The sequence below is a fragment of the Anaerotignum faecicola genome, from assembly GCF_003865035.1.
In the GTDB taxonomy this organism is placed as follows: domain Bacteria; phylum Bacillota; class Clostridia; order Lachnospirales; family Anaerotignaceae; genus Anaerotignum_A; species Anaerotignum_A faecicola.
Genome location: NZ_BHVZ01000001.1, coordinates 730,241 through 750,175 on the forward strand (window position 1 = coordinate 730,241; position 19,935 = coordinate 750,175).

Sequence of the window (19,935 nt, forward strand, 5' to 3'; positions counted from 1 at the left end):
CATTTTTGGTAGAATTTTTATTTTTGCAGCAAAAAAACAGACGAACCGCTTTCGCAAATTCGTCTGTTTTTTATTGATTCGATTTTCTTAAATACCTTTTGATTGCTTACTGCAGGGGTGCTACTGCGCCGCCGTAGGTGTTATTGATGAAATCAACCACTGTCTGACCATGCAGAACTTCCATCAGTTCAGCAATGCCGGGCAGATTTTCGTTGCCTTCTTTTACTACAACTACGTTGCCGTATGTCTTAGCTGCTACGGATTCTGCATCCTCTGTTGCCAGAGCGTCATCCTGTGTCAGCTTATTCTGCAGCGCATAGTTTGCATTGATTGCTGCGAAGCCCAGATCGCCCAGAGACAGAGGCAGCTGTGCAGCTTCCATTTCAACGATTTCCAGATTATAGGGGTTTTCTGTGATATCCAGCTTTGTTGCGGTTACGCCTGCATCGGGATTCAGCTTAATCAGACCATTTGCTTCCAGAAGCAGCAGCGCACGACCGCCGTTTGTAGCGTCATTGGGGATACCAACCTTTGTGCCGGCGGGGATATCCTTCAGATCCTTTACAGTGCCGGCATAGATGCTCATGGGTTCAAAATGAACCTTGCCAACTGCTACCAGATGCGTGCCCTGTTCCTTATTGAACTGTTCCAGATAAGGGGTGTGCTGGAAGTAGTTTGCATCCAGATCACCGGATTCTGTTGCCAGGTTAGGCTGTACATAATCTGTAAATTCAACGATATCCAGCTTGATGCCTTTCTCTGCCAGTTCATCCTTTGCTGCATTCAGGATTTCAGCATGGGGTGTGGGAGAAGCACCGATTTTCAGTGTGATTTCCTCTTTGTTGCTGTCATCGTTTGTTGCTGCGTCATCAGAGCCACCGCAAGCTGCCAGACCAACAGTCAGCACACCTGCCAATAAAATTGCAAAAAATTTCTTCATAGTACGTTTCCTCCTTGTTTTAAAAAAAATATTCTTTTGCTTTTGGTTTTTTATGTGAAGCCTAAAAAACAGGCTTACAGTCTTCTGTCTGTGTGCTTGGAAATACGCATGCCAAGCTCCTGAAATACCAATACGATGATTGCCATGAGGATTACCATGACATACATGATATCGGACTGCTTTCTATAATAGCCATAGTTGATGGCAATGGCACCCAAGCCGCCTGCGCCGACGATACCTGCCATTGCGGAATAGCCCAAAATGGTGGTAATGCTGATTGCCGCACCGACCAAGAGAGAGGGCTTTGCCTCGGGCAGAAGTACCTTTGTCATAATCTGAAACGGGGAGGCACCCATGGACTGTGCCGCCTCAACAACGCCGATTTCCACTTCCTTCAAAGAGGATTCTACCATTCTTGCGATGAAGGGTGCGGCTGCAATCCAAAGACCGACAATCGCCGCCTTGGAGCCGATTACTGTGCCGACCACCATTTTTGTGAAGGGCATCAGCGCAATCAGGAGAATCAGGAAGGGAATGGAACGGAAGAAGTTGATAATCATTCCCAGAAGGCTGTTCAGCCAGGGAATCGGATGAATTCCATCCTTATCGGTCACAACCAGAACCAAGCCCAACGGCAAGCCGATGATATACGCCAGAGCTGTAGAGATGACTGTCATATAAATGGTTTCTATAAAGCCTTGCCCGACCAGAGCAAGCATACCTTCCTTAAACATATTCTACCTCCTCTACTTCTACGCCTCTGTCTGTGAGATATTGAATCATTTTCTGACGAATTTCCTTTTCCTCGGGGAACTGCACCAGCATCTGACCAAAGGCTTGATTTTCAATCGTTCTTGTATTTGCCGCCAGAATATTTACGACATTCTTCAGCTCAATCATCATCTGCCCCAGAACAGGCTCATTTTCACTGCCGCCCTTGAATACCAGACGATAGGAATACGGCAGCTTGCCTGTATATGCCTCTCGGTTTGTACCCTCGTGCATAACCAACTCCTGCCCGATTTTTGTTTTGGGAGCACGGAAGATTTCCTCCACGCCGCCCTCCTCGGCAATCAGACCGCCATCAATGATGGCAACTCTATCACAAATTTCCTGAATGACGCTCATTTCATGGGTGATGACTACAATCGTGATACCCAAGCGCGTGTTGATATCCTTTAACAAGGAAAGAACACCTGCGGTTGTATTCGGGTCCAGTGCGGAGGTGGCTTCATCACAAAGCAGCACCTTCGGCTCGGTTGCCAAGGCTCTTGCAATGGCAACTCTCTGCTTCTGCCCACCGGAAAGCTGCGCTGGATAGGATTCCATTCTATCTGCCAGACCAACCAACTCCAGAAGCTCCTTGGCTCTTTCCTTTGCCTTTGCCTTCGGCACACCGGAAATTTCCATCGGGAAGCAGACATTATCCAGTGCCGTTCTCTGCATGAGCAGATGGAACTGCTGGAAAATCATACCCATGTGTCTGCGCTGCTCTCTCAATTCCTTATCGCCAAGGGCGGTCAGCTCCACGCCATCCAGCCATACCTTGCCGGCTGTGGGACGCTCCAGAAGGTTGATGCAGCGAACCAGCGTGCTTTTGCCGGCACCGCTCAGCCCGATGATGCCGAACACCTCTCCCTTTTTAATATCTGCGCTTACGCCATGGAGCACCTCCAGCTCGCTCGCCTTGGTGCGGAACCGCTTTTTGATACCCTCTAAGCGAATCATCGTTTCTTTTTCAGACATTTCCCAAACCACCTTTTCTTTATACACAAAATAAAAAAGCTCTCATCCCGTTTGACCACTCAGTCAAAGGGACGAGAGCATAATATGCTTCGTGTTACCACCCTAATTCACAGCAACCTCACGATTACTGCCTTAACAAGTACGGGCATTTGCCGATACTCCGACGCTTTCACGGGCGCTCCCGTCGCAGCCTAAAGGGAAACCCTCTCGGTGCGCGGCTCCAAGACCATCTTCCAACCCTTCCGCATTTCCTCCTTCGCAGCTACCGGAGGTTCTCTGTAAAATCTTTCAGGCTGTACTCTTCTTTTCATTGCCTTTGTTTTTTGAACTTGTACCCCATTATACCCCGTAAAAAATATTTGTCAACTATTTTTTTGAATTTTTTTAATCTTTTTCTTCGTCCCCGGAGGAAGCATATTGTGCAAAGGGAATATCCTGATACAAATATTCATGAAGCATATCCTTTGCCTGCGCCAAGTCATAGACATAATACCATGCGCCGCCAATCGTCTGCCCTTCGGCGTGGATATATTCATTGGGGAACGCCGCCTGATCCAGCGTAAGAGAGCTGCCCTTCAGACCGACGGAGGCCAATTTCAGAAGCTCATCATTGCTGAGGGAGGTCTGCACCATGGGGGCGAACTTCCGCACATAGGAGGGGTATTCCAGAGGGTTAATCTCCTTCGCCTTTTCAAAGAGGGACGCAAGAACCTCTCTCTGGCGGGAGGTACGCATATCATCATTATCAATTTTACGGATACGGGAATAGCTGACCGCCTGCGGCCCGTTCAGGGTGATATAGCCTGTTTCGTAAAGAGGCTCGCCCGACAGAAGATAGGCGTTAATCTGCCGACGCTCCGCTTCGGTGACATCCACCTCGACACCGCCCATGGCATCAATCACCTCTGCGAGGGAATCGAAATTGACGGCGACGTAATCGGTGACATCCAAACCGAAATTTTCATTGAGGGTGCGAATGGCAAGCTCAGGCCCGCCATAGGAAAAGGCATGGTTGATGCGGGTGTTATTGTAGCCGGGGATGGCAACATAGGTATCCCTTGCGATGGAAACCAGCTTAACCTGCCCTGTTTTGGTATTGACAGAGGCAACCATGACAACATCGGAGCGGCCGTTATAATCATGATTGCGGGAATCTACGCCATAAAGGGCAATATTGATGACCTTTTCATTCACGCTTTCATTGACGGAAAGATTATCCTCATCCACCTCGGTACGATCCAAGCCGCCAACCATGTATAAAAATACACCATAAGCCGCGCAAAGCAGCGCAAGACAGACAGCCAGAGTAATCAGAAGGGTCTTGAGATACAGGCGTTTCAGGTGCTTTCTGTGCTCCTCCCTTGTCATGCTCTGCTTCGCATATTTTTTCGCCGTTGGGCGTTTTTTTCGCTTCGATGTGTGTGCCTCTCTGTTTTCGCGCAAGGTATGCCCCTCCTTTTTGTTGTGTTACAAGCAATTTTCTTTATTTTAAAGGAGTTTTCGACAAAAAACAATTAAGATTCCTTTAAGATGTGATTTCTGCAAAAAAAACAGCTCAGGCACGAACGCCTGAGCCAAGGGGATTTTAGATTTTACTGTAGCAGCGCGAGAATCTGCTCCACGGGGGCATAAACCTCGCCATCCACATAGAAGCATTGGATGCCGCTTTCCTTGCCGCCGATGAGAAGCTTGAAATCGGCTTTTTTGGTGACAAGGTGTCCGCTGTGATCCATGAGCATTTCATTTCCCATGGTGGTAAGGGTTTTGCCGACGGTGAGATTGAGCGTGCCTGCATCCTTTTTATATTCGGCGGAAAACCTTTTGCCAAGCTGTGCCATCTGCCGCAGAGGGGCATAGGGCGTGCCGAAGATTGCGAGGGTGGTCAGCTTCGCTTCTTTCCCTTTTACGGTAACGGTTTGCTCTGTGGTCCGGATACTATTCGTAAGCCCAACCCAGGAAAGCTCATAGGGTTTGATGCGGTCGGTATAAATGCCGTCCACGCCTGCGGCAAGAGCATCCTCAAAGATGCGGTAGCGATTGACGGTATGGGCATAGACCTTGAGCCCCTTTGCCTTCAGCTTGGAGATATTTTCCTTCTTTGCACGGTCGATATGCAGGGTGACGGTATCAATGCCATTTGCGGCACAGAAATTCGCGATATCGCCATAATTGGGATTTGCATAAAGATACAGGGTGAAAATCCAGTTTTCAAAGGGATAGATTTCCTTGATCCAGCTGAGCATTTCTTTATTGTACAGCTGCGGAATGATGCGGCTCAGAATTTCGGGCGAGCCGATATTATTGGCGATATTCACCAGATCGCGGAACTGCCGCTGCACCTGCGCCTTATCGGTGGTTTTGGTATCCGTTATGAGGTACATATCGGGGTATTCCTGCATGAGATAGAGCAAATCCACCGCTGTCATGGGGGTCTGCTCATAGACCGCAGGGGTCGAGGTGAAGGTTTTGGTATCCATCACCAGAGAGCCGCTCGGCTTGATTTCCAGACGATAATAGGAGCCGTCCTTTTCAAAATCGTGCCGCACGACGAGGGTACCGTCTGAGGTATAGGTAAAATCCGCCTCTACGGCGCGGAAGCCATTCTGCCATGAGGTCAGAAACGCTTCTTTGGAATTGGTTTCGATTTTGCCGTCTGCCTCCCCCAAGGCATGGGCAATCAGAGGATTTTTGCTCTGCCAATCTGCCGCAAGGGCAGGCTGTGCCGCCGAAGCGCCAAGCACCAACGTCAGAGCAAATGCCGCTATTCTTTTTCCTTTCATGCTCTTCTCTCCAATCTTTTCCAGCTATAAAATACAAAAAACAGGGATAGTGCTCTATCCCTGTTCCCTTGCATTTCTATTATTCGTCTTCGTCATCGAACAGATCATAGAATGTATTGGATACCTTTTCAAAATCGTCATCGCTTTCGATATTGAGAAGCTCGATGCCGTCCTCGTTTTCCTTATATTCATACAGGAGAACGGTTTCATCTTCCAGGGGCAACAATGCGATATATTCCTTATCGGCAATGCCATCCACCGCAAACACACCAAGGATGCCACATTCCATTTCTGTATCATCATCCAGAGTGAGGGTTAAAGTTTCCATTTCCATTTCTTCGTGTACATGATCGTCATGATCGTGACCGCAGCCACATCCGCAAGTATCGCTCATTCTTGAATCCTCCTTAAAAGTTATGATTTTCCGTTGAAGCACGGAAGTATTGATTGTATATATGATAACCGAAAATCGCGTTTTGGACAATTACTTTTTCTGACTTTTTTGACGGTTTGCCTCTTTTTCCGCAAGTTTTTTCGCTTTTCTGGCAAAGAAGCCCAGACTATCGTCCGCCTGCTTTGTTTTTTTGCCCTTTTTGCCCTGCTTTTTGGGCGTTTTTGCCATAGAGAAAGGCTGTTCCTTCGCTTTTTTCTTTTTGGATTTTTTTGGTGCGCCGCCGGTTTCAATGACAAATTCACCGAAATCCTCTAAATCGTCAAATCCGCCCCAGCCGTCACCCTCTACCCATTTATCCTCAATGACAGGCTTTTTCGCTTTCATCGGCTTGATGATATCTTTTTTTGTTTTTTGGCTATCGACCAGCTTGCCGAAGGACATTTCCTTCTGCTCAAATTGCAGACCCCATGTTTTTTCGTAGCGGTGAATCCACTTGCGTTCATAGGGGGTGACAATGGTGATGGCAGTGCCTTCCATGCCCTTTCTGCCGCAGCGGCCTGCACGATGGAGATAATGCGTGGGTTCTTCGGGGACATCCAGATTGATGATATGCGTAACACCCTCGATATCCAGACCGCGGGAGCCGATATCGGAGGCAACGAGGACATGGATACGCCCTTCACGGAAGCCATCCATGGCGTTTTTGCGCTCCTGCTTGCTCGCCTGCCCATAAATGCCTGCCGCCTTGATGCCGTGATAATTCAGCTTATCCACAGTGACCTCGATATTTTCAGGGTTATTGAGGAAAACCATGCACTTCTCCGGCCTTTCGCCTGCGAGAATTTTACGGAGATTGGCGAATTTTTCTCTGTGCGCGGAGAGGATATAATAATGATGGATGCCCTTGGGGACAATGCCGCCGCTTTTGGCTTCCAAATCAACCGCATCTGCCTTCATCATGGCTGCGGCTTTTGCCTTGGCTTCGCCGCTGACAGAGGCAGAAAGCAGAACAATCTGCCGCTCCTTCAGGGTTGTTTTGATGACAGCGGCAACATCCTCCACGTTGCCGTCATCCATAAGGCGGTCGCCCTCATCCAGAACGATGGTTCTGACGAGATGTGCCTGTATTTTTTTCTTACGAATCAAATCCAGAATACGCCCGACAGAGCCGACCACGATACGCGGCTTTGCTTTCAGCTTTTCCAGCTGTCTGCCGATGCCTGCCGCACCGATGAGAAGGACACAGCCTGCCGCGATGCCCGCATTTTCCTGCAAAAGCTCCGCCTGATGATAGACCTGCGCCGCCAGCTCATGGGTGGGGGTGAGGATAATCGCCTGCGTGCCGCGGATATTCATATCCAGCTTTTCAAAAATGGGCAAAAGATATGCCAAGGTCTTGCCGGAGCCTGTTTCGGAACGACCGATGACATCCTTGCCGGATAAAATTTCGGGAATCATTTTCTGTTGGATTTCCGTGGGGGCTGTGATGCCCTGCTCTGCCAACGCGGTGACCAAAGCTGCACGCAGTCCCAATGCTTCAAATGTATGCTCCATAAATACATCCTTTCTTTTTTCGATGCAGAATATTTCTTTCCTTAAATGATACTGATTTTTTCAAAATAGTCAAGGATGCCGCAATAAACCGCCCATGCAAGCCTTTCCTGATAGGCGGTATCATTGAGCAGACGCTCCTCCTCGGCGTTGGAAAGAAAGCCGCACTCCACGATAACGGCAGGGATTTGGGTGGTGCGGAGGATATAATACTCCTTATTTTCCTTTGCCATACGCCGATTGCTGCCATCCACGCGGCTTTTCAGGCTTTCCTGCACACATTCCGCAAGGATTTTGCCCTTTTCACTGCTTTTATGATAAAACACCTGCGCTCCCTTTGCCTTCGCAGAGGGGAAGGCATTTTGATGGATGCTGACGAGGATATCCGCGCCTGTTTCATTGGCAATGCGCTGCCGCTCTGCCATATCCGCGTGCTTACTGCCGCCCAGTGCCGTATCCGCATTACGGGTGAGAATGACCTCCGCACCGCCCTGCTCAAGATATTCCGTCAGCTTTTCTGTGACTGCGAGGTTCAGTATTTTTTCATTCTCGCCGCCTGTGCCTGTTTTGCCTGGGTCCCAGCCGCCATGCCCTGCATCCAGAACCACCCGCACGCCCATCATGGGAAAGAGGGCTTTGGTTTCCTTCCCAAGCGCAGTATGCACGAGGCAGCCCCCAATGATGCAGAAACAGCAGACAAGGCTCACCCATTCCCTTCGCAAAAAAATCCCCTTCATCCTACCGCCTCCTTTGCTATTTAAAGGATATGTAGGGAAGGGGGAAAATTTGCGTTATTCTTCCTCTAGCATGGCAACGGCACGCACAGGCGCACCATCCGCGTTTTCATATTTCAAGGGCAAGGCTGCAAAGAGAAACAGACCTTCCCCGATTTTATCCAGATTCGTGAGGTTTTCGATAATCACGATATCTCTTTGGGACAAAAGCAGACGATGGCGTGTCAGCCCTTCATCTGCGATGGGATCAATGCCGATGGTATCGAAGCCAAGCCCCTTTTTGCCGCTTTCCAGCGCATAGCGGCAGACCTCCTGAGAGGGAACGGGATAGTCCCCGAAATATTCCGCTTTGCCCCAATACCGGCTCCAACCGGTATGGAAAAGAAGAAAATCCGCCTCATCCGCAAGCTGACGGACAGGAGCAAGGGCTTCCATGCCGATTTCCTCGCCTGCACCATACTGCATGCAGGGGATGACAAGTGCCTTGCCGACAAACTGCGCCGCAGGCATTTCATTCAGCTTTGTTCTTTCGCCGAAAAGATGAAAGGGCGCATCCATGTGGGTGCCTGTATGGGAAAAGAAGGAAAGCAGGGTTTCCCGAAAGCCATCCGTTTCATAGGTGCTGGCTACCGTCAAATGCGGCGGCTCCGTACCCGGATAGACGGGCATGGACGCTGTAATCAGCTGTGTCAAATCAATCATCTTCATCCTGCTTTTCTCCCTTCGTATTGTTTTTTCAGCTCAGCTTTGATTTATAAACATCGTAGATATCAAGGGTGGTGCCGTTCATGAGCATAGTATATTCCTCCCACGCCAAATCGTAAGCATAGGCTGCGGCGGAAAGCTCCATTTCGGTCTGCTCATACTGCAGCTCGAGTGCCTGCAATTCGACTGCGGAAACAAGCCCCAGCTTTGCGGATTTCTGCTGCTGCTCCCATTCGATTTTTGCCTTGCTGTTGGCATCTTTTTTGTTCTGATATTCTGCCGCGGCGGTATTGATGGCATCCAGCTTCTTCTTTAAATCGTTGGCGATATTGACCTTTTCCTCCTCAGTGGAGACATCCGCAAGCTGCATATCCACCCTGCTTGCCTTCAGCTGTCCGTCATATCTGTCATTCTTCTTGGAATCCGCTTCCGCCTGCTGCTTATCCCTGCGGAGGGTTTTCAGCTTATAATTTTTATCGGTGGCGGTTTTCAAAAGCTCCTCGCTATAGGCAGGAGCGGTTTCGATGGTGCGTGTCAGCTCAGGGGGTGTGATGATAAGCTCCTCATCAATTTCACGCCCCATAAGGTCATTCAGCTGACGCTTGAGCAGGGTTAAGCCGTCCTTGGCACTTTGCAGCTCCTTCGCGCCCTCGGAAACGGCAAGCTTTTTCTCGGAAAGATCTGTGCCTGTGCTAAAGCCAAGCTCCTGCTTCTTTTCCTCAATTTTGCAGACACGCTCCAGAAGGGACTGCTTCTGCGTGAGCAGGCTGACCCCCTTTTCGACCTGTACGGTTTTGGTGACGAGAAGCTGTGTGACGGCAAGGGATTCATTTTCCCAGTCCTCTTTGGTCTTATTTAAGTCCATTTTGGTATTTTTCAGCTCCGTCTGCTGATCCTCCAGCGTATCGCGCTGTCTATCGGCAACATTATCCACGAGAGTTTCCATGCCGCTTGCGGTTTTGACTGCACCGGAGAGGAGCGCACCGGTAACGCCTGCCCAAAGCTGATCAGATGCTCCGGCTGCTCCTACGGATTCCAAATATTTCAGCGTATTATCAATCGTTGTTTTCCCACTGCTTGCAGAGGTGCTTGCATCCCTTCTTGCGTGCGCCGCCTTATCCTGCGAATCCTTCAAATCCTTCAGACCGTCATCAATGGCACTTAAGCCTGCAAGCACCTTTTCCTGATTCAGCGTCAGGGTGGTTTTCAGACGGTTATTTTTCACAACCAGCTCCTGAATTTCCTTCAGAGTCATCGGCTGTGCCTTTGCTTCCTCTGCGGTTGCAGGGGCGGCTGTTTTGGTCTCTGCCGCGAGGGCAGGCACTGCCGCACCTGTTGTCAATGCGCCTGTAACGAGAAGCGCACATGCTTTTTTATATGGATAGAATTTCATATTCTGCACTCCTTTCTTATGCCTGTAGGGACACAGGCTCTTCCTTCTCTGCAACGATTCCCTGCTTTTTCTTCTCAATGCGGTTCAGACGCAGCTGCCAGATGATACAGCTCAGCGTAAGGCAGACCACGATGATGCCGCCGAGAAGTAGCAGCTCCTTTTTCACTGCGGAAAAGCCACATCCCATCAATGCCACATTGCGATAGCCGATGACAAAATGCGTCAGTGGAAAGACCTGCCCGATTTTCTGATAGAACGCAGGCAACGCAATGGTGGGCCAGGTGTAGCCACTCAGCACCAGAGAGGGCGAGGTGAACACCAGAGAGATAGAGGTTGCCACAATGGGATTTGGCATGACCGCGGAAAAGAACTGCCCCAAGGCAACAATCGACAGCAGGAAAAGACTGCTGTAGACAAACCAGAGCAGAAGGCTTCCTCGCATGGGAATCGCATAGCCCCAACGGATGATGGCGGAGCAGATTGCCCATGCCGCGAGGGAAATCAGGAAATAGACCAAGCATTTCACAAGCACCTGCAAGGGGGCACTTTTGGAAATGCTTTGCATTTCATCCAGATGACCGCTTTCCTTCTCCCGAACGAGGGAGATTGCCGCGAAATAAATCAGCACCTGCTGAACGGTTGCGGCAACGAAGCCATACACCAGAAAATACGAGAAGTTATTCGTCGGGTTATACCATTGACGGGTATAGAAGCTGACGGGGTTCATGGTCGCAAGGGCATCGTCCACGGTTTCACCCTTTGCCACAAGGCTTTTGACAGCAATCTGGGTGGAAACCGTCCCCAGAACCTCAGAACCCTTGAGGTTGATGGTACTGCCATAGCCCATATTGACGGCACTGGAGCCGAGAAGCACCTCTGCCTGCTGACCCAACTGCATTTTTCTTGTGAAATCCGCAGGGAAGATGAGACAGCCGACAATTTCGCCGTCACGCATGGCTTCGGCAATTTCATCCTCATCGTTATAATAGCCGACCACATCAAAATACGGGGACTGGCGGAAGGCTTCGACCACCTCTCTGGTCTGCTTGGTATAGCTGTAATCCACCACGCCCATTTTCAAATCGGAGAAATAGCCCTTTCCGTAGCCACTGCCGCAGATACAGGTGACGAAAATCGGCACAAGCACCATCAGAACGAGGGAACGGGGGCGTTTCAGGAGATATTTCCATTCCCGAAGAAATAATTTTACTGCGTTTTTCATGCCTGCACCCCCTCTGTCTGTGTATTCTTCTCTGCCGCCTTCTGCTTCTTTTCCGCACGGCACACCTGCCAGACAAAGACTGCAAGGCTGAGCACAAATGCACCTATACCAAGGGTTAAGAGCATAGCGCGATTGTGCTGTAGGGAGGTGCGCTCAAAGCCGATACCCATCAGAATGATACTGCGGACGGGGCCGAGGTAATGGGTGACGGGCAGATAATTTGCAATCCGTACCAGAAAATCCGGCATTTCCGTATGCGGCCAGGAAAAGCCTGCCAGTACGAAAAACGGATAGGTCAGCGCCATGAGCCACTGCATCGCATGCAGGGAATTTTTGCAGAGCAGCCCCAGAAGCGCACCGAAGCCGAGCAGGCAGAACACGAAGCAAGCACTTAGAAGCAGGAAATCCGCCCGCGCGCCGCGCATGGGGAAGCTGTAAATTTTCATAATCACGGCATAATTCAGCAGGAGATTGAAAAAGCCTGCAATGCCGTAGAAAAGCATTTTATCGAAATAATAGAGGATTGCATCCCGCTTACGGAATTTGCCCGAAAGGATGCCTTCCTTCTTTTCATCCGCGAAGGAGCCTGCCACCGCAGAGAGGAAGAGCTGATGATAAACAAGACCGGTCAGCCCAAGCCCCAGATACATCAGATAACTGAACTGGGGATTAAACCACGGGCGAAGCACAGTCGAAATCGGCATAACCTTCGCCGTACCCTCCGCAACGCTGCTGCCCGATGCCACATAGCTTTTGACCGCAATCTGGGAGGAAACGGTTTTCACGACCTGCATGACGGAAACAACCGCACTGTTGCCGACAAGGTTATTCGCACTATTGATGCCGACAAGCACCTCTGCCTGCTGTCCCAGCTGAAGGGAACGGGTATAATCGGCAGGGATGACGATAATGCCATACACCTCGCCCTCCTCCATTTTCTGCTTTGCCTCATCCAAATCCTGCAGGACAAGGGTGACATCAAAACGATCGGATTCATCGAAGGCGCGAATCAGTTCTCTTGTTTTTGCGGAGGAGGACATTTCCACCGCCGCCAGAGGAATATGGTTGACAATGCCGTTTTGGAAGGCACCGCAGACCACAATATTCATCAGAAGCGGGGCAACGAGAAACATAAAGATGCCCCGCGGATCTTTCACCAGAAGCCAAAGCTCCCGAAGAAGCCCCTTGAAAAATGTCAGAATCATTTTTTCTCACCTGCTTTATCCAGGTCTACCTGCACCAGCATTCCGGGGTAAAGCATGATATCATCCTTCTCGGAAAGGGCGATTTTCACCTCGTATGTAACAACATCCTGATCATTCAGCTCATTTGTGGATTTTTTGGTTGCAAAATCAGGGCTTTTAGAGATATTGACGATTTTGCCATGAAAGACGGTATCGGGGTGCGCCTTACTGGTCAGAGGAATCTGCTGACCGACCTTCAGCTTGCCGACTGCGTATTCATCCACATTTGCCATGACCCAGCGGTCGCTGTAATCTGTGAGGGTAACGATGGTGGTGCCTGTGCCGATGAGCTCCCCGAGAGAGGAGGAAACCATGGTGATGGTGCCGTTGCAGGGGGCATACTGAGAGGTCTGCCCCAGATTGAGATTGACTTCATCCAGAACACCCTTTGCTGCCGCAAGCTGTCCATTTGCCGCTTCATACTGCCCCTGTGCCGCCTGCTGCTGTGCCGCTGCCGCCGCGGCATCCAATCTTGCCGCCTCCAGCTGGGTGGTCAGCTTATCCATATTATCCTGAGAAACGGCATCCATGGCGTAGAGCTCCTGATATTTTGCATATTCGGTTTCCAGCAGCTTCACATTTGCGTTTGCCTTTTCCACCACTGCCGCTGCCGCCTCTGCGGCATTTTTCGCCGCCTCGACCTGCCCTGCGGCTGCCTTTGCGGTTGCGGATGCCTGTGTCTGCTTTACTTCTACATCGCGTCTGTCTGTGGAGAACAGCAAATCACCCTCCTTGACCTCCTGCCCTTCCTCGACGGGAATATCCGTCAGATAGCCGGGGATTTTCGCACGGACATAAACCTCCTTACATTCCACTGTGCCGGTGACAAAATTTCCCTTCTCCGCTGTTTTTGTATCGTCTGTTTTTGTGCCGCAGGCGCTTAATACACAGCAGCCTGCCAGAAGCAGCGCCAACACCTTCTTCTTTCCGTTTTGCATCTTTTTACTCCCTTTCCTTTTCAGATAATTTTTTATAATGACAGAGCCTTCTTTTGCAGCCGTAAATTTAAGCCACAAACAATAATTGAAAAATGGGGTGCATGATTTTTTCCGTTAAATCCATCATTTCTGCCTTGGAGAGCGGCATCCCCTCCGCAAGCCACTGCTTTACCATCCCCATGGCACCACAGGAAATAAAATGGCGGATATAATCCGTCTGTCTGGAGTCCCTTTCCAAGCCGCGCTCCTTTCGAATTTCCTGCCCCTTCCGCTTCATAATCTCCGTCAGCTTTTCCGTAAAGCAATCGCTGTGCGGATTGAGGAACAGACAGCGGCAGAGATCCTGATTTTCGGCGATATAATCGCAGATTTTTCCAATCAGGACAGACTCCCATGTGCTGTTTTCAAGGATGGGGGTTTCCTCCAGCATGCGGGCAAATTCGCTTACGGTTTCTTCTTCCAATTCCTCCAGCAAATCGAACACATTATTATAATGAAGATAAAACGTTGCCCGATTGAGATCCGCCCTATCGGTAATATCCCTTGCGGTGATTTCGGGAAAGAGCTTTTCCTGCATCAGAGAAATGAGTGCTTCTCGCATCCGCATTTTACTGCGGATGACTCTGCGGTCCTGTTTTTCCAAGATGATTTTCCCTCCCTTCTTTCTCTATATTTTTTGTATTCAGTTTCGTATAAATTTCCTCTTTAGGATAACATGAAAGCACGAGATAATCAACAATTTTCGTTAAATAGAATATTTTTGATTATTTTTTCTCGCGTTTGCGATTGTATACAATAGACAAAGTGCATTTCTGTTTTCGGACGAAAGACAATATTACGTCAAATTTAACAGACTTTTCTTTTCTCTTTCAAAAAATTTTGCTTCATTCTCCAAAATTTCAGGGTGGGACAAAAAAAATCCCATTTTCAGTTGACGAGAAAAATGAAAGTGCTATAATTTCCCTATCGACAATGCCCGTTTGATGCGGACATGTGTCCATATTGTTAAAAGTTAGGAGGCTTATCTATGGAAAAAAGAGTATACAACTTCTCAGCAGGTCCTTCCATGCTGCCCTTGGAGGTTCTGGAACAGGCACAGCGCGAACTGGTCTGTTACCCTTCAGCAGGCATGTCAGTGATGGAGATGAGCCACCGTTCAAAAACCTTTGAAAATATTCTGGAGAAGGCAAAGGCTGATCTCAAGGAATTGATGCACATTCCCGATAATTATAAAATCCTGTTCTTGCAGGGCGGCGGCTCAACGCAGTTTGCGATGATTCCCATGAACCTGATGAACAAAAACAACAAGGCGGATTATGTGATCACAGGTCAGTGGGCGAAGAAGGCGGCGGCAGAGGCAGAGCGTTACGGTAAAGTGAACATCGTTGCTTCCTCAGCAGACTCAACCTTCGACCACATCCCCACACTGGATCCTTCCAAATTCGACCCCGAAGCGGATTATTTTTATATCACACTGAACAACACCATTTACGGTACACGCTGGACGGAGCTTCCCGATACAGGCAATGTGCCGCTGGTGGGCGATATGTCCTCTTCCATTCTCTCGCAGGAGATTGATATTACGAAATTCGGTCTTCTGTATGCAGGGGCACAGAAAAACCTCGGCCCCGCAGGCGTAACGGTTGTTATCGTGAGAGAGGATTTGCTGGGCAACGCCATGGATTTCACACCGACCATGCTGCGTTATGATATTCACGCAGAAAATAATTCTCTTTACAACACACCCCCGACCTACGGCATTTACTTCATGGGTCTGGTATTCGACTGGGTGAAACGGCAGGGCGGCGTTGCTGCCTTGCAGAAAATCAACGAACGGAAAGCGGCTATCCTCTATGATTTCTTAGACCAATCCGAGCTGTTCCGCGGCACTGTTGTAAAGAAAGACCGTTCCCTGATGAACGCGCCCTTCGTACTGCCTACGAAGGAGCTGGATGAAAAATTCATCAAGGAGGCAAAGGCACAGGGCTTTGAAAACCTGAAAGGTCACCGCACCGTTGGCGGCATGCGCGCAAGTATGTATAACGCAATGCCCATCGAAGGCGTGGAAAAATTAGTGGAATTCATGAAGAAATTCGAGATGGAAAATAAGTAAAATCCAAAAGGGTCGTGGCACACGACCCTTTTCTTATATCTAAAAAGGAGAGACATTATGTATACCATTCGCACTTTGAACAACATTGCAAAAACAGGGCTGGCAAAGCTGCCCGAACAAAATTTCGTGATTGATGAAAAAGCAGAAAATCCTGAGGGCATCATCCTGCGCAGCTTTGATATGCACAAGATGGAGCTGAACGAAAACCTGCTTGCCGTTGCCCGTGCAGGCGCAGGCACAAACAACATCCCCATTGAAAAATGTACACAGAAGGGCGTTCCCGTATTCAATACGCCGGGGGCAAATGCAAACGCCGTAAAGGAACTGGTTCTGGCAGGACTGTTTGCATCCTCCAGACGCATCATTGCAGGGGCAGCTTGGGTACAGGGGCTGAAGGACAACTGCGAAAACGTGGAAAAGGCAGTAGAGGCAGGCAAGAAGGAATTCACCGGTCCTGAAATTGCGGGCAAGACCTTGGGTGTCATCGGTCTGGGTGCGATTGGCGTACAGGTTGCCAATGCGGCACTGGATCTGGGGATGGAGGTTATCGGCTACGACCCCTTCCTTTCCCTTGAAAGTGCATGGCACTTATCCCCCAACGTGGTGCATGAGGAATCCATGGAGGAGCTGGTGGCGAAAGCAGATTACATTACGCTGCACATTCCCCTGAACGATAAGACAAGAAACACCTTTGATGAAAAGCTGTTTGCGGCAACAAAGCCCGGCGCACGCCTGCTGAACTTTGCACGCGGCGGTCTGGTGGACAATGCGGCACTGAAAAAAGCCATCGCGGACGGCATCATCGCGCGCTACATGACGGACTTCCCTTCCGAAGACCTGCTGGGCGACCCTGCGAACATCATCGTAACGCCTCATCTGGGCGCATCCACACCGGAATCCGAGGAAAACTGTGCAATTATGGCGGCGCAGGAAATCAGAGAATACCTGACCTACGGCAATATCAAAAATTCCGTAAACTTCCCCAACTGCGTGGTGCCTTATAACGGCAAGCCCCGCATCACCGTATGCCACCAGAATATCGTAAACATGATTGGGCAGCTGGGTGCTGTTTTCACAAAATACAGCGTGAATATCGACAAGCTGGTAAACAACTCCAAGGGCGACCTTGCATATAACATTGTGGTATGCGACAGCCTACCCGAAAACATCGATGATATGATCAAAGACCTGTATGCCATCAATACGGTATTGAAGGTTCGTATTCTGGATTAAGAAACCGAAAGCAGCAATTCCAAAGGAGGAAAATTATGGCAACCATCAGACCCTTTATGGCGATCCGCCCGGCAGAGGCTTACGCAAAGGACGTAGCTGCCCTGCCCTATGACGTAATGAACAGCGAAGAAGCAAGAGAAATGGTGCAGGGAAAGCCCTGGTCCTTCCTGCATGTTGACAAGGCAGAGGTGGACCTGCCGAAGGATATTGACGTTTACAGCCCTGCGGTTTACGCAAAGGCAAAGGAAAACCTTGAAAACATGATTCACAACGGGATTCTGGGACAGGATTTGCTGCCCAACCTGTATCTTTACCGCATGACGATGAACGGCAGAAGCCAGACGGGTCTGGTTTGCTGTACGTCCGTGGACGAATATATTAACGGGACGATTAAAAAGCATGAGCTGACACGCGCAGACAAGGAGGCTGACCGTATCCGCCATGTGGATACGCTGAACGCAAACACAGGCCCGATTTTCCTTGCCTACAAGGAAAACAAGGACGCAAAGGCGATTATCGACGGCTGGACAGCGGCAATAAAGCCTGTTTACGATTTCGTTGCCGAGGACGGCATCGGGCATACGGTTTGGGTGATTGACAGCGATACGGAAATCGGCATGCTAGTGGAATCCTTTAAGCAGGTGAAGAATCTCTACATTGCGGACGGACACCACAGAAACGCATCCGCCGTGAAGGTGGCGCTGAAGCGCAGAGAGGCAAAGCCGGATTACACCGGTGAGGAGGAATTCAACTATTATCTGTCCGTACTGTTTGCGGCAGAGGATTTATATATCATGGATTACAACCGCGTGGTAAAGGATTTAAACGGCTACAATACAGAGGAATTCATGCAGGAAATCGGCAAGAAATTCGACATTGCGCCTTACACAGGCGAAGGCCCTTACCACCCCGAAGCACTGCACACCTTTGGGCTGTATCTGGACGGGAAATGGTTCAAGATGACGGCGAAGGAGGAAATTATTACAGACGACCCTGTTCTGGGACTGGATGTTTCCATTTTGCAGAAGGAGCTGCTGGAGCCTGTGCTTGCCATCGGCGACCCCAGAACCGACAAGCGGATTGATTTTGTCGGCGGAATTCGCGGACTGGGTGAGCTGGAGCGCAGAGTAGACAGTGGCGAGATGAGACTGGCGTTTTCCATGTTCCCCACCTCCATGGAGGAGCTGATGGATGTGGCAGATGAGGATATGACGATGCCGCCGAAATCGACATGGTTTGAGCCGAAGCTGCGGAGTGGGTTATTTATTCACGATTTGGGGGAATGAAATAGCGGCGCAGGAGCGTCTAAGTTAGCGGCGCAAGCGCCGATTGGGCTCATTCGAGCCAAATATTTTGCTTGGACAACATCAGAAATTCGCCAGTTTAGAACTATTTTGGCAAGACAGAAGCTTTCTTTCTTACTTTTTATGCTAAAAAGTAACAAAAACTTGGAACCCGTTTCGCAATGGGTTCCAAACCTCCGCAACCGAGGAAAGGGCAACAAAGTTTCCCTTTCCAATCCCTTCCCCACTATGCCGGAAACGGCAGGGAGAAAAGCGGCGCGGTGCGCCTGAAAAAAGGCGGAGAAAATGGCGTTTCGGAATGGGTTCCGAACCTTCGCAGACAGAGAAAGGGACACATCATTTCCCTTTCCTATCCCTTCCCCACCATGCCGGAAACGGCAGGGAGAAAGGCGGTGCGCCTATGAAAAACCCATGATAAAAAGCACATACAAAAAAGAGTGAAATCCAAAAGGGTTTCACTCTTTTTATTTTATGGATTACAAATCCAGTTTCAGGTCATTTTCCTTAATAAGGTTCTTTTTGCGCATAGGATATGCGAAAACGAGGGTCAGGACTGCAGGCAGGATGAAGCAAACCAAAACCAGACCGAGCCAATCCATAGAGGTAATGCCTGCTTTTGTGCCGGCGGTGATATCGTTAATCCAACCAGTATAGACACCAATCTGTCCGACCAGACCGCAGGTACCCATGCCGGAGGCCACGGCATCCCCATTCATCTTCATGCGGAAAATACAGGTTGCGATAGGTCCTGTGACAGCAGATGCCAGTGTAGGCGGAATCCAGATCAGCGGGTTTTTGACGATATTCCCGATTTGCAGCATGGAGGTACCGATGCCCTGCGCCAAAAGACCGCTCCATTTATTTTCCTTAAAGCTCATAACGGCAAAGCCGACCATCTGCGCACAGCAGCCTGCAACTGCCGCACCGCCTGCCAAGCCTGTCAGACCCAGAGCCGCACAAATTGCCGCACTGCTGATGGGGAGCGTCAGCGCGATGCCGACGATAACGGAAACCAGAATCCCCATGAAGAAGGGCTGCAGCTCCGTTGCCCACTTGATGGCATTGCCGACTGCACTTGCCGCCGCACCGATGGAGGGTGCCCACCACATGGAAAGCAGCACGCCGACGCAGATGGTGACAGAGGGGGTCACAATGATATCGACCTTTGTTTCCTTGGAAACCAGCTTACCGAACTCTGCGGCAAAGATGGTGACAACGAAAACAGCCAGAGGACCGCCTGCACCGCCCAGCTGATTCGCCGCGCCGCCGACGGCAATCAATGAAAACAGCACCAGAGGGGGGCATTTCAGCGCATAGCCGATGGAAACTGCCATGGCAGGGCCTGTGACCGCCTGCGCGAAGGTACCGATATCCACCAGAATGGCAACGCCAAGCTGCTGCCCCAAGGTTTTTAAAATTGTCCCAATCAGCAGGGATGCAAACAAGCCCTGTGCCATTGCGCCCAAGGCATCAATGCCGTATCGCTTTGCTGAAAAAACGATATCCTTTTTTGCCAGAAAAGCGGCAAAGCCTTTTTGATTCTCGCTCATGTTCTTTCTCCTTTTTGTCTCTTCACTTGTTTTTACAGTTGTCTTGACAGCTTATCGGTTTGATTATACGTTATCCGTCATGGAAAAT

19 protein-coding genes and 1 other annotated feature are annotated in these 19,935 nt (G+C 49.8%); of the genes, 4 read left to right on the top strand and 15 right to left on the bottom strand.

Annotated features, from left to right (window positions below; translation table 11 throughout):
• Nucleotides 1–106: 106 nt before the first annotated feature.
• The 14 genes from EJE48_RS03520 to EJE48_RS03585 all read right to left on the bottom strand — a co-directional run bounded on the left by EJE48_RS03520 (nt 107) and on the right by EJE48_RS03585 (nt 14,290).
• Nucleotides 107–940, bottom strand: a complete 834-nt coding sequence (locus EJE48_RS03520; RefSeq protein ID WP_118580105.1) for a MetQ/NlpA family ABC transporter substrate-binding protein — start codon at nt 938–940, stop codon at nt 107–109.
• 74 nt (nt 941–1,014) lie between these two features.
• Nucleotides 1,015–1,674, bottom strand: coding sequence for a methionine ABC transporter permease (locus EJE48_RS03525; RefSeq protein ID WP_016406622.1), 660 nt, complete (start codon nt 1,672–1,674; stop codon nt 1,015–1,017).
• Nucleotides 1,667–2,686, bottom strand: coding sequence for a methionine ABC transporter ATP-binding protein (locus EJE48_RS03530; protein ID WP_124984303.1), 1,020 nt, complete (start codon nt 2,684–2,686; stop codon nt 1,667–1,669). The genes EJE48_RS03525 and EJE48_RS03530 overlap by 8 nt, the downstream gene beginning before the upstream one ends.
• Nucleotides 2,687–2,750: 64 nt before the next feature.
• Nucleotides 2,751–3,006, bottom strand: a binding site (T-box leader).
• Between the two features lie 64 nt (nt 3,007–3,070).
• Nucleotides 3,071–4,129 carry an LCP family protein gene (locus tag EJE48_RS03535; protein ID WP_124984304.1) on the bottom strand — a complete coding sequence of 353 codons (1,059 nt, stop codon included), beginning with the start codon at nt 4,127–4,129 and terminating at the stop codon, nt 3,071–3,073.
• Between the two features lie 149 nt (nt 4,130–4,278).
• Entirely contained in the window at nt 4,279–5,466 is a 1,188-nt protein-coding gene (locus EJE48_RS03540; RefSeq protein WP_124984305.1) for a glycerophosphodiester phosphodiesterase family protein, read from the bottom strand.
• A gap of 79 nt (nt 5,467–5,545) precedes the next feature.
• Nucleotides 5,546–5,860 carry a DUF1292 domain-containing protein gene (locus EJE48_RS03545; RefSeq protein ID WP_016406626.1) on the bottom strand — a complete coding sequence of 105 codons (315 nt, stop codon included), beginning with the start codon at nt 5,858–5,860 and terminating at the stop codon, nt 5,546–5,548.
• 90 nt (nt 5,861–5,950) lie between these two features.
• Nucleotides 5,951–7,414 carry a DEAD/DEAH box helicase gene (locus EJE48_RS03550; RefSeq protein ID WP_118580120.1) on the bottom strand — a complete coding sequence of 488 codons (1,464 nt, stop codon included), beginning with the start codon at nt 7,412–7,414 and terminating at the stop codon, nt 5,951–5,953.
• A 41-nt stretch (nt 7,415–7,455) separates the two neighbouring features.
• Complete coding sequence (locus EJE48_RS03555; RefSeq protein WP_124984306.1) at nt 7,456–8,148, bottom strand: N-acetylmuramoyl-L-alanine amidase; 693 nt, start codon at nt 8,146–8,148, stop codon at nt 7,456–7,458.
• Between the two features lie 54 nt (nt 8,149–8,202).
• A complete protein-coding gene (locus EJE48_RS03560) occupies nt 8,203–8,853 on the bottom strand; it encodes a cyclase family protein (protein WP_118580126.1) in 651 nt (216 codons plus the stop codon).
• A 28-nt stretch (nt 8,854–8,881) separates the two neighbouring features.
• Nucleotides 8,882–10,243 carry a TolC family protein gene (locus EJE48_RS03565; RefSeq protein ID WP_118580129.1) on the bottom strand — a complete coding sequence of 454 codons (1,362 nt, stop codon included), beginning with the start codon at nt 10,241–10,243 and terminating at the stop codon, nt 8,882–8,884.
• Nucleotides 10,244–10,259: 16 nt separating this feature from the next.
• A complete protein-coding gene (locus EJE48_RS03570) occupies nt 10,260–11,465 on the bottom strand; it encodes an ABC transporter permease (protein WP_118580132.1) in 1,206 nt (401 codons plus the stop codon).
• Nucleotides 11,462–12,670: an ABC transporter permease gene (locus tag EJE48_RS03575; RefSeq protein WP_118580135.1), complete on the bottom strand. Its 1,209-nt coding sequence runs from the start codon at nt 12,668–12,670 to the stop codon at nt 11,462–11,464. The genes EJE48_RS03570 and EJE48_RS03575 overlap by 4 nt, the downstream gene beginning before the upstream one ends.
• Nucleotides 12,667–13,647, bottom strand: coding sequence for an HlyD family secretion protein (locus tag EJE48_RS03580; RefSeq protein WP_016406633.1), 981 nt, complete (start codon nt 13,645–13,647; stop codon nt 12,667–12,669). Before EJE48_RS03580 ends, EJE48_RS03575 begins: the two co-directional genes overlap by 4 nt.
• A 67-nt stretch (nt 13,648–13,714) precedes the next feature.
• Nucleotides 13,715–14,290, bottom strand: a complete 576-nt coding sequence (locus tag EJE48_RS03585; protein ID WP_118580138.1) for a TetR/AcrR family transcriptional regulator — start codon at nt 14,288–14,290, stop codon at nt 13,715–13,717.
• Nucleotides 14,291–14,674: 384 nt separating this feature from the next.
• Between EJE48_RS03585 and serC the strand changes: the two genes are divergently transcribed.
• From serC to EJE48_RS12240, 4 genes are all read left to right on the top strand, one after another.
• Nucleotides 14,675–15,760: a 3-phosphoserine/phosphohydroxythreonine transaminase gene (gene serC / locus EJE48_RS03590; RefSeq protein WP_118580141.1), complete on the top strand. Its 1,086-nt coding sequence runs from the start codon at nt 14,675–14,677 to the stop codon at nt 15,758–15,760.
• A gap of 57 nt (nt 15,761–15,817) precedes the next feature.
• Complete coding sequence (locus EJE48_RS03595; RefSeq protein WP_118580144.1) at nt 15,818–16,993, top strand: 3-phosphoglycerate dehydrogenase family protein; 1,176 nt, start codon at nt 15,818–15,820, stop codon at nt 16,991–16,993.
• A 35-nt stretch (nt 16,994–17,028) separates the two neighbouring features.
• On the top strand, nt 17,029–18,279 hold the full coding sequence (locus tag EJE48_RS03600; RefSeq protein ID WP_118580147.1) for a DUF1015 domain-containing protein: 1,251 nt from the start codon (nt 17,029–17,031) through the stop codon (nt 18,277–18,279).
• A gap of 278 nt (nt 18,280–18,557) precedes the next feature.
• The gene (locus EJE48_RS12240) at nt 18,558–18,701 is read left to right on the top strand and encodes a hypothetical protein (RefSeq protein WP_160117309.1); all 144 of its coding nucleotides are present in this window, start codon (nt 18,558–18,560) and stop codon (nt 18,699–18,701) included.
• 72 nt (nt 18,702–18,773) lie between these two features.
• On the opposite strand, the gene EJE48_RS03610 is transcribed toward EJE48_RS12240, so the two are convergent.
• Entirely contained in the window at nt 18,774–19,847 is a 1,074-nt protein-coding gene (locus tag EJE48_RS03610) for a PTS transporter subunit IIC (RefSeq protein WP_118580150.1), read from the bottom strand.
• Nucleotides 19,848–19,935: the final 88 nt, after the last annotated feature.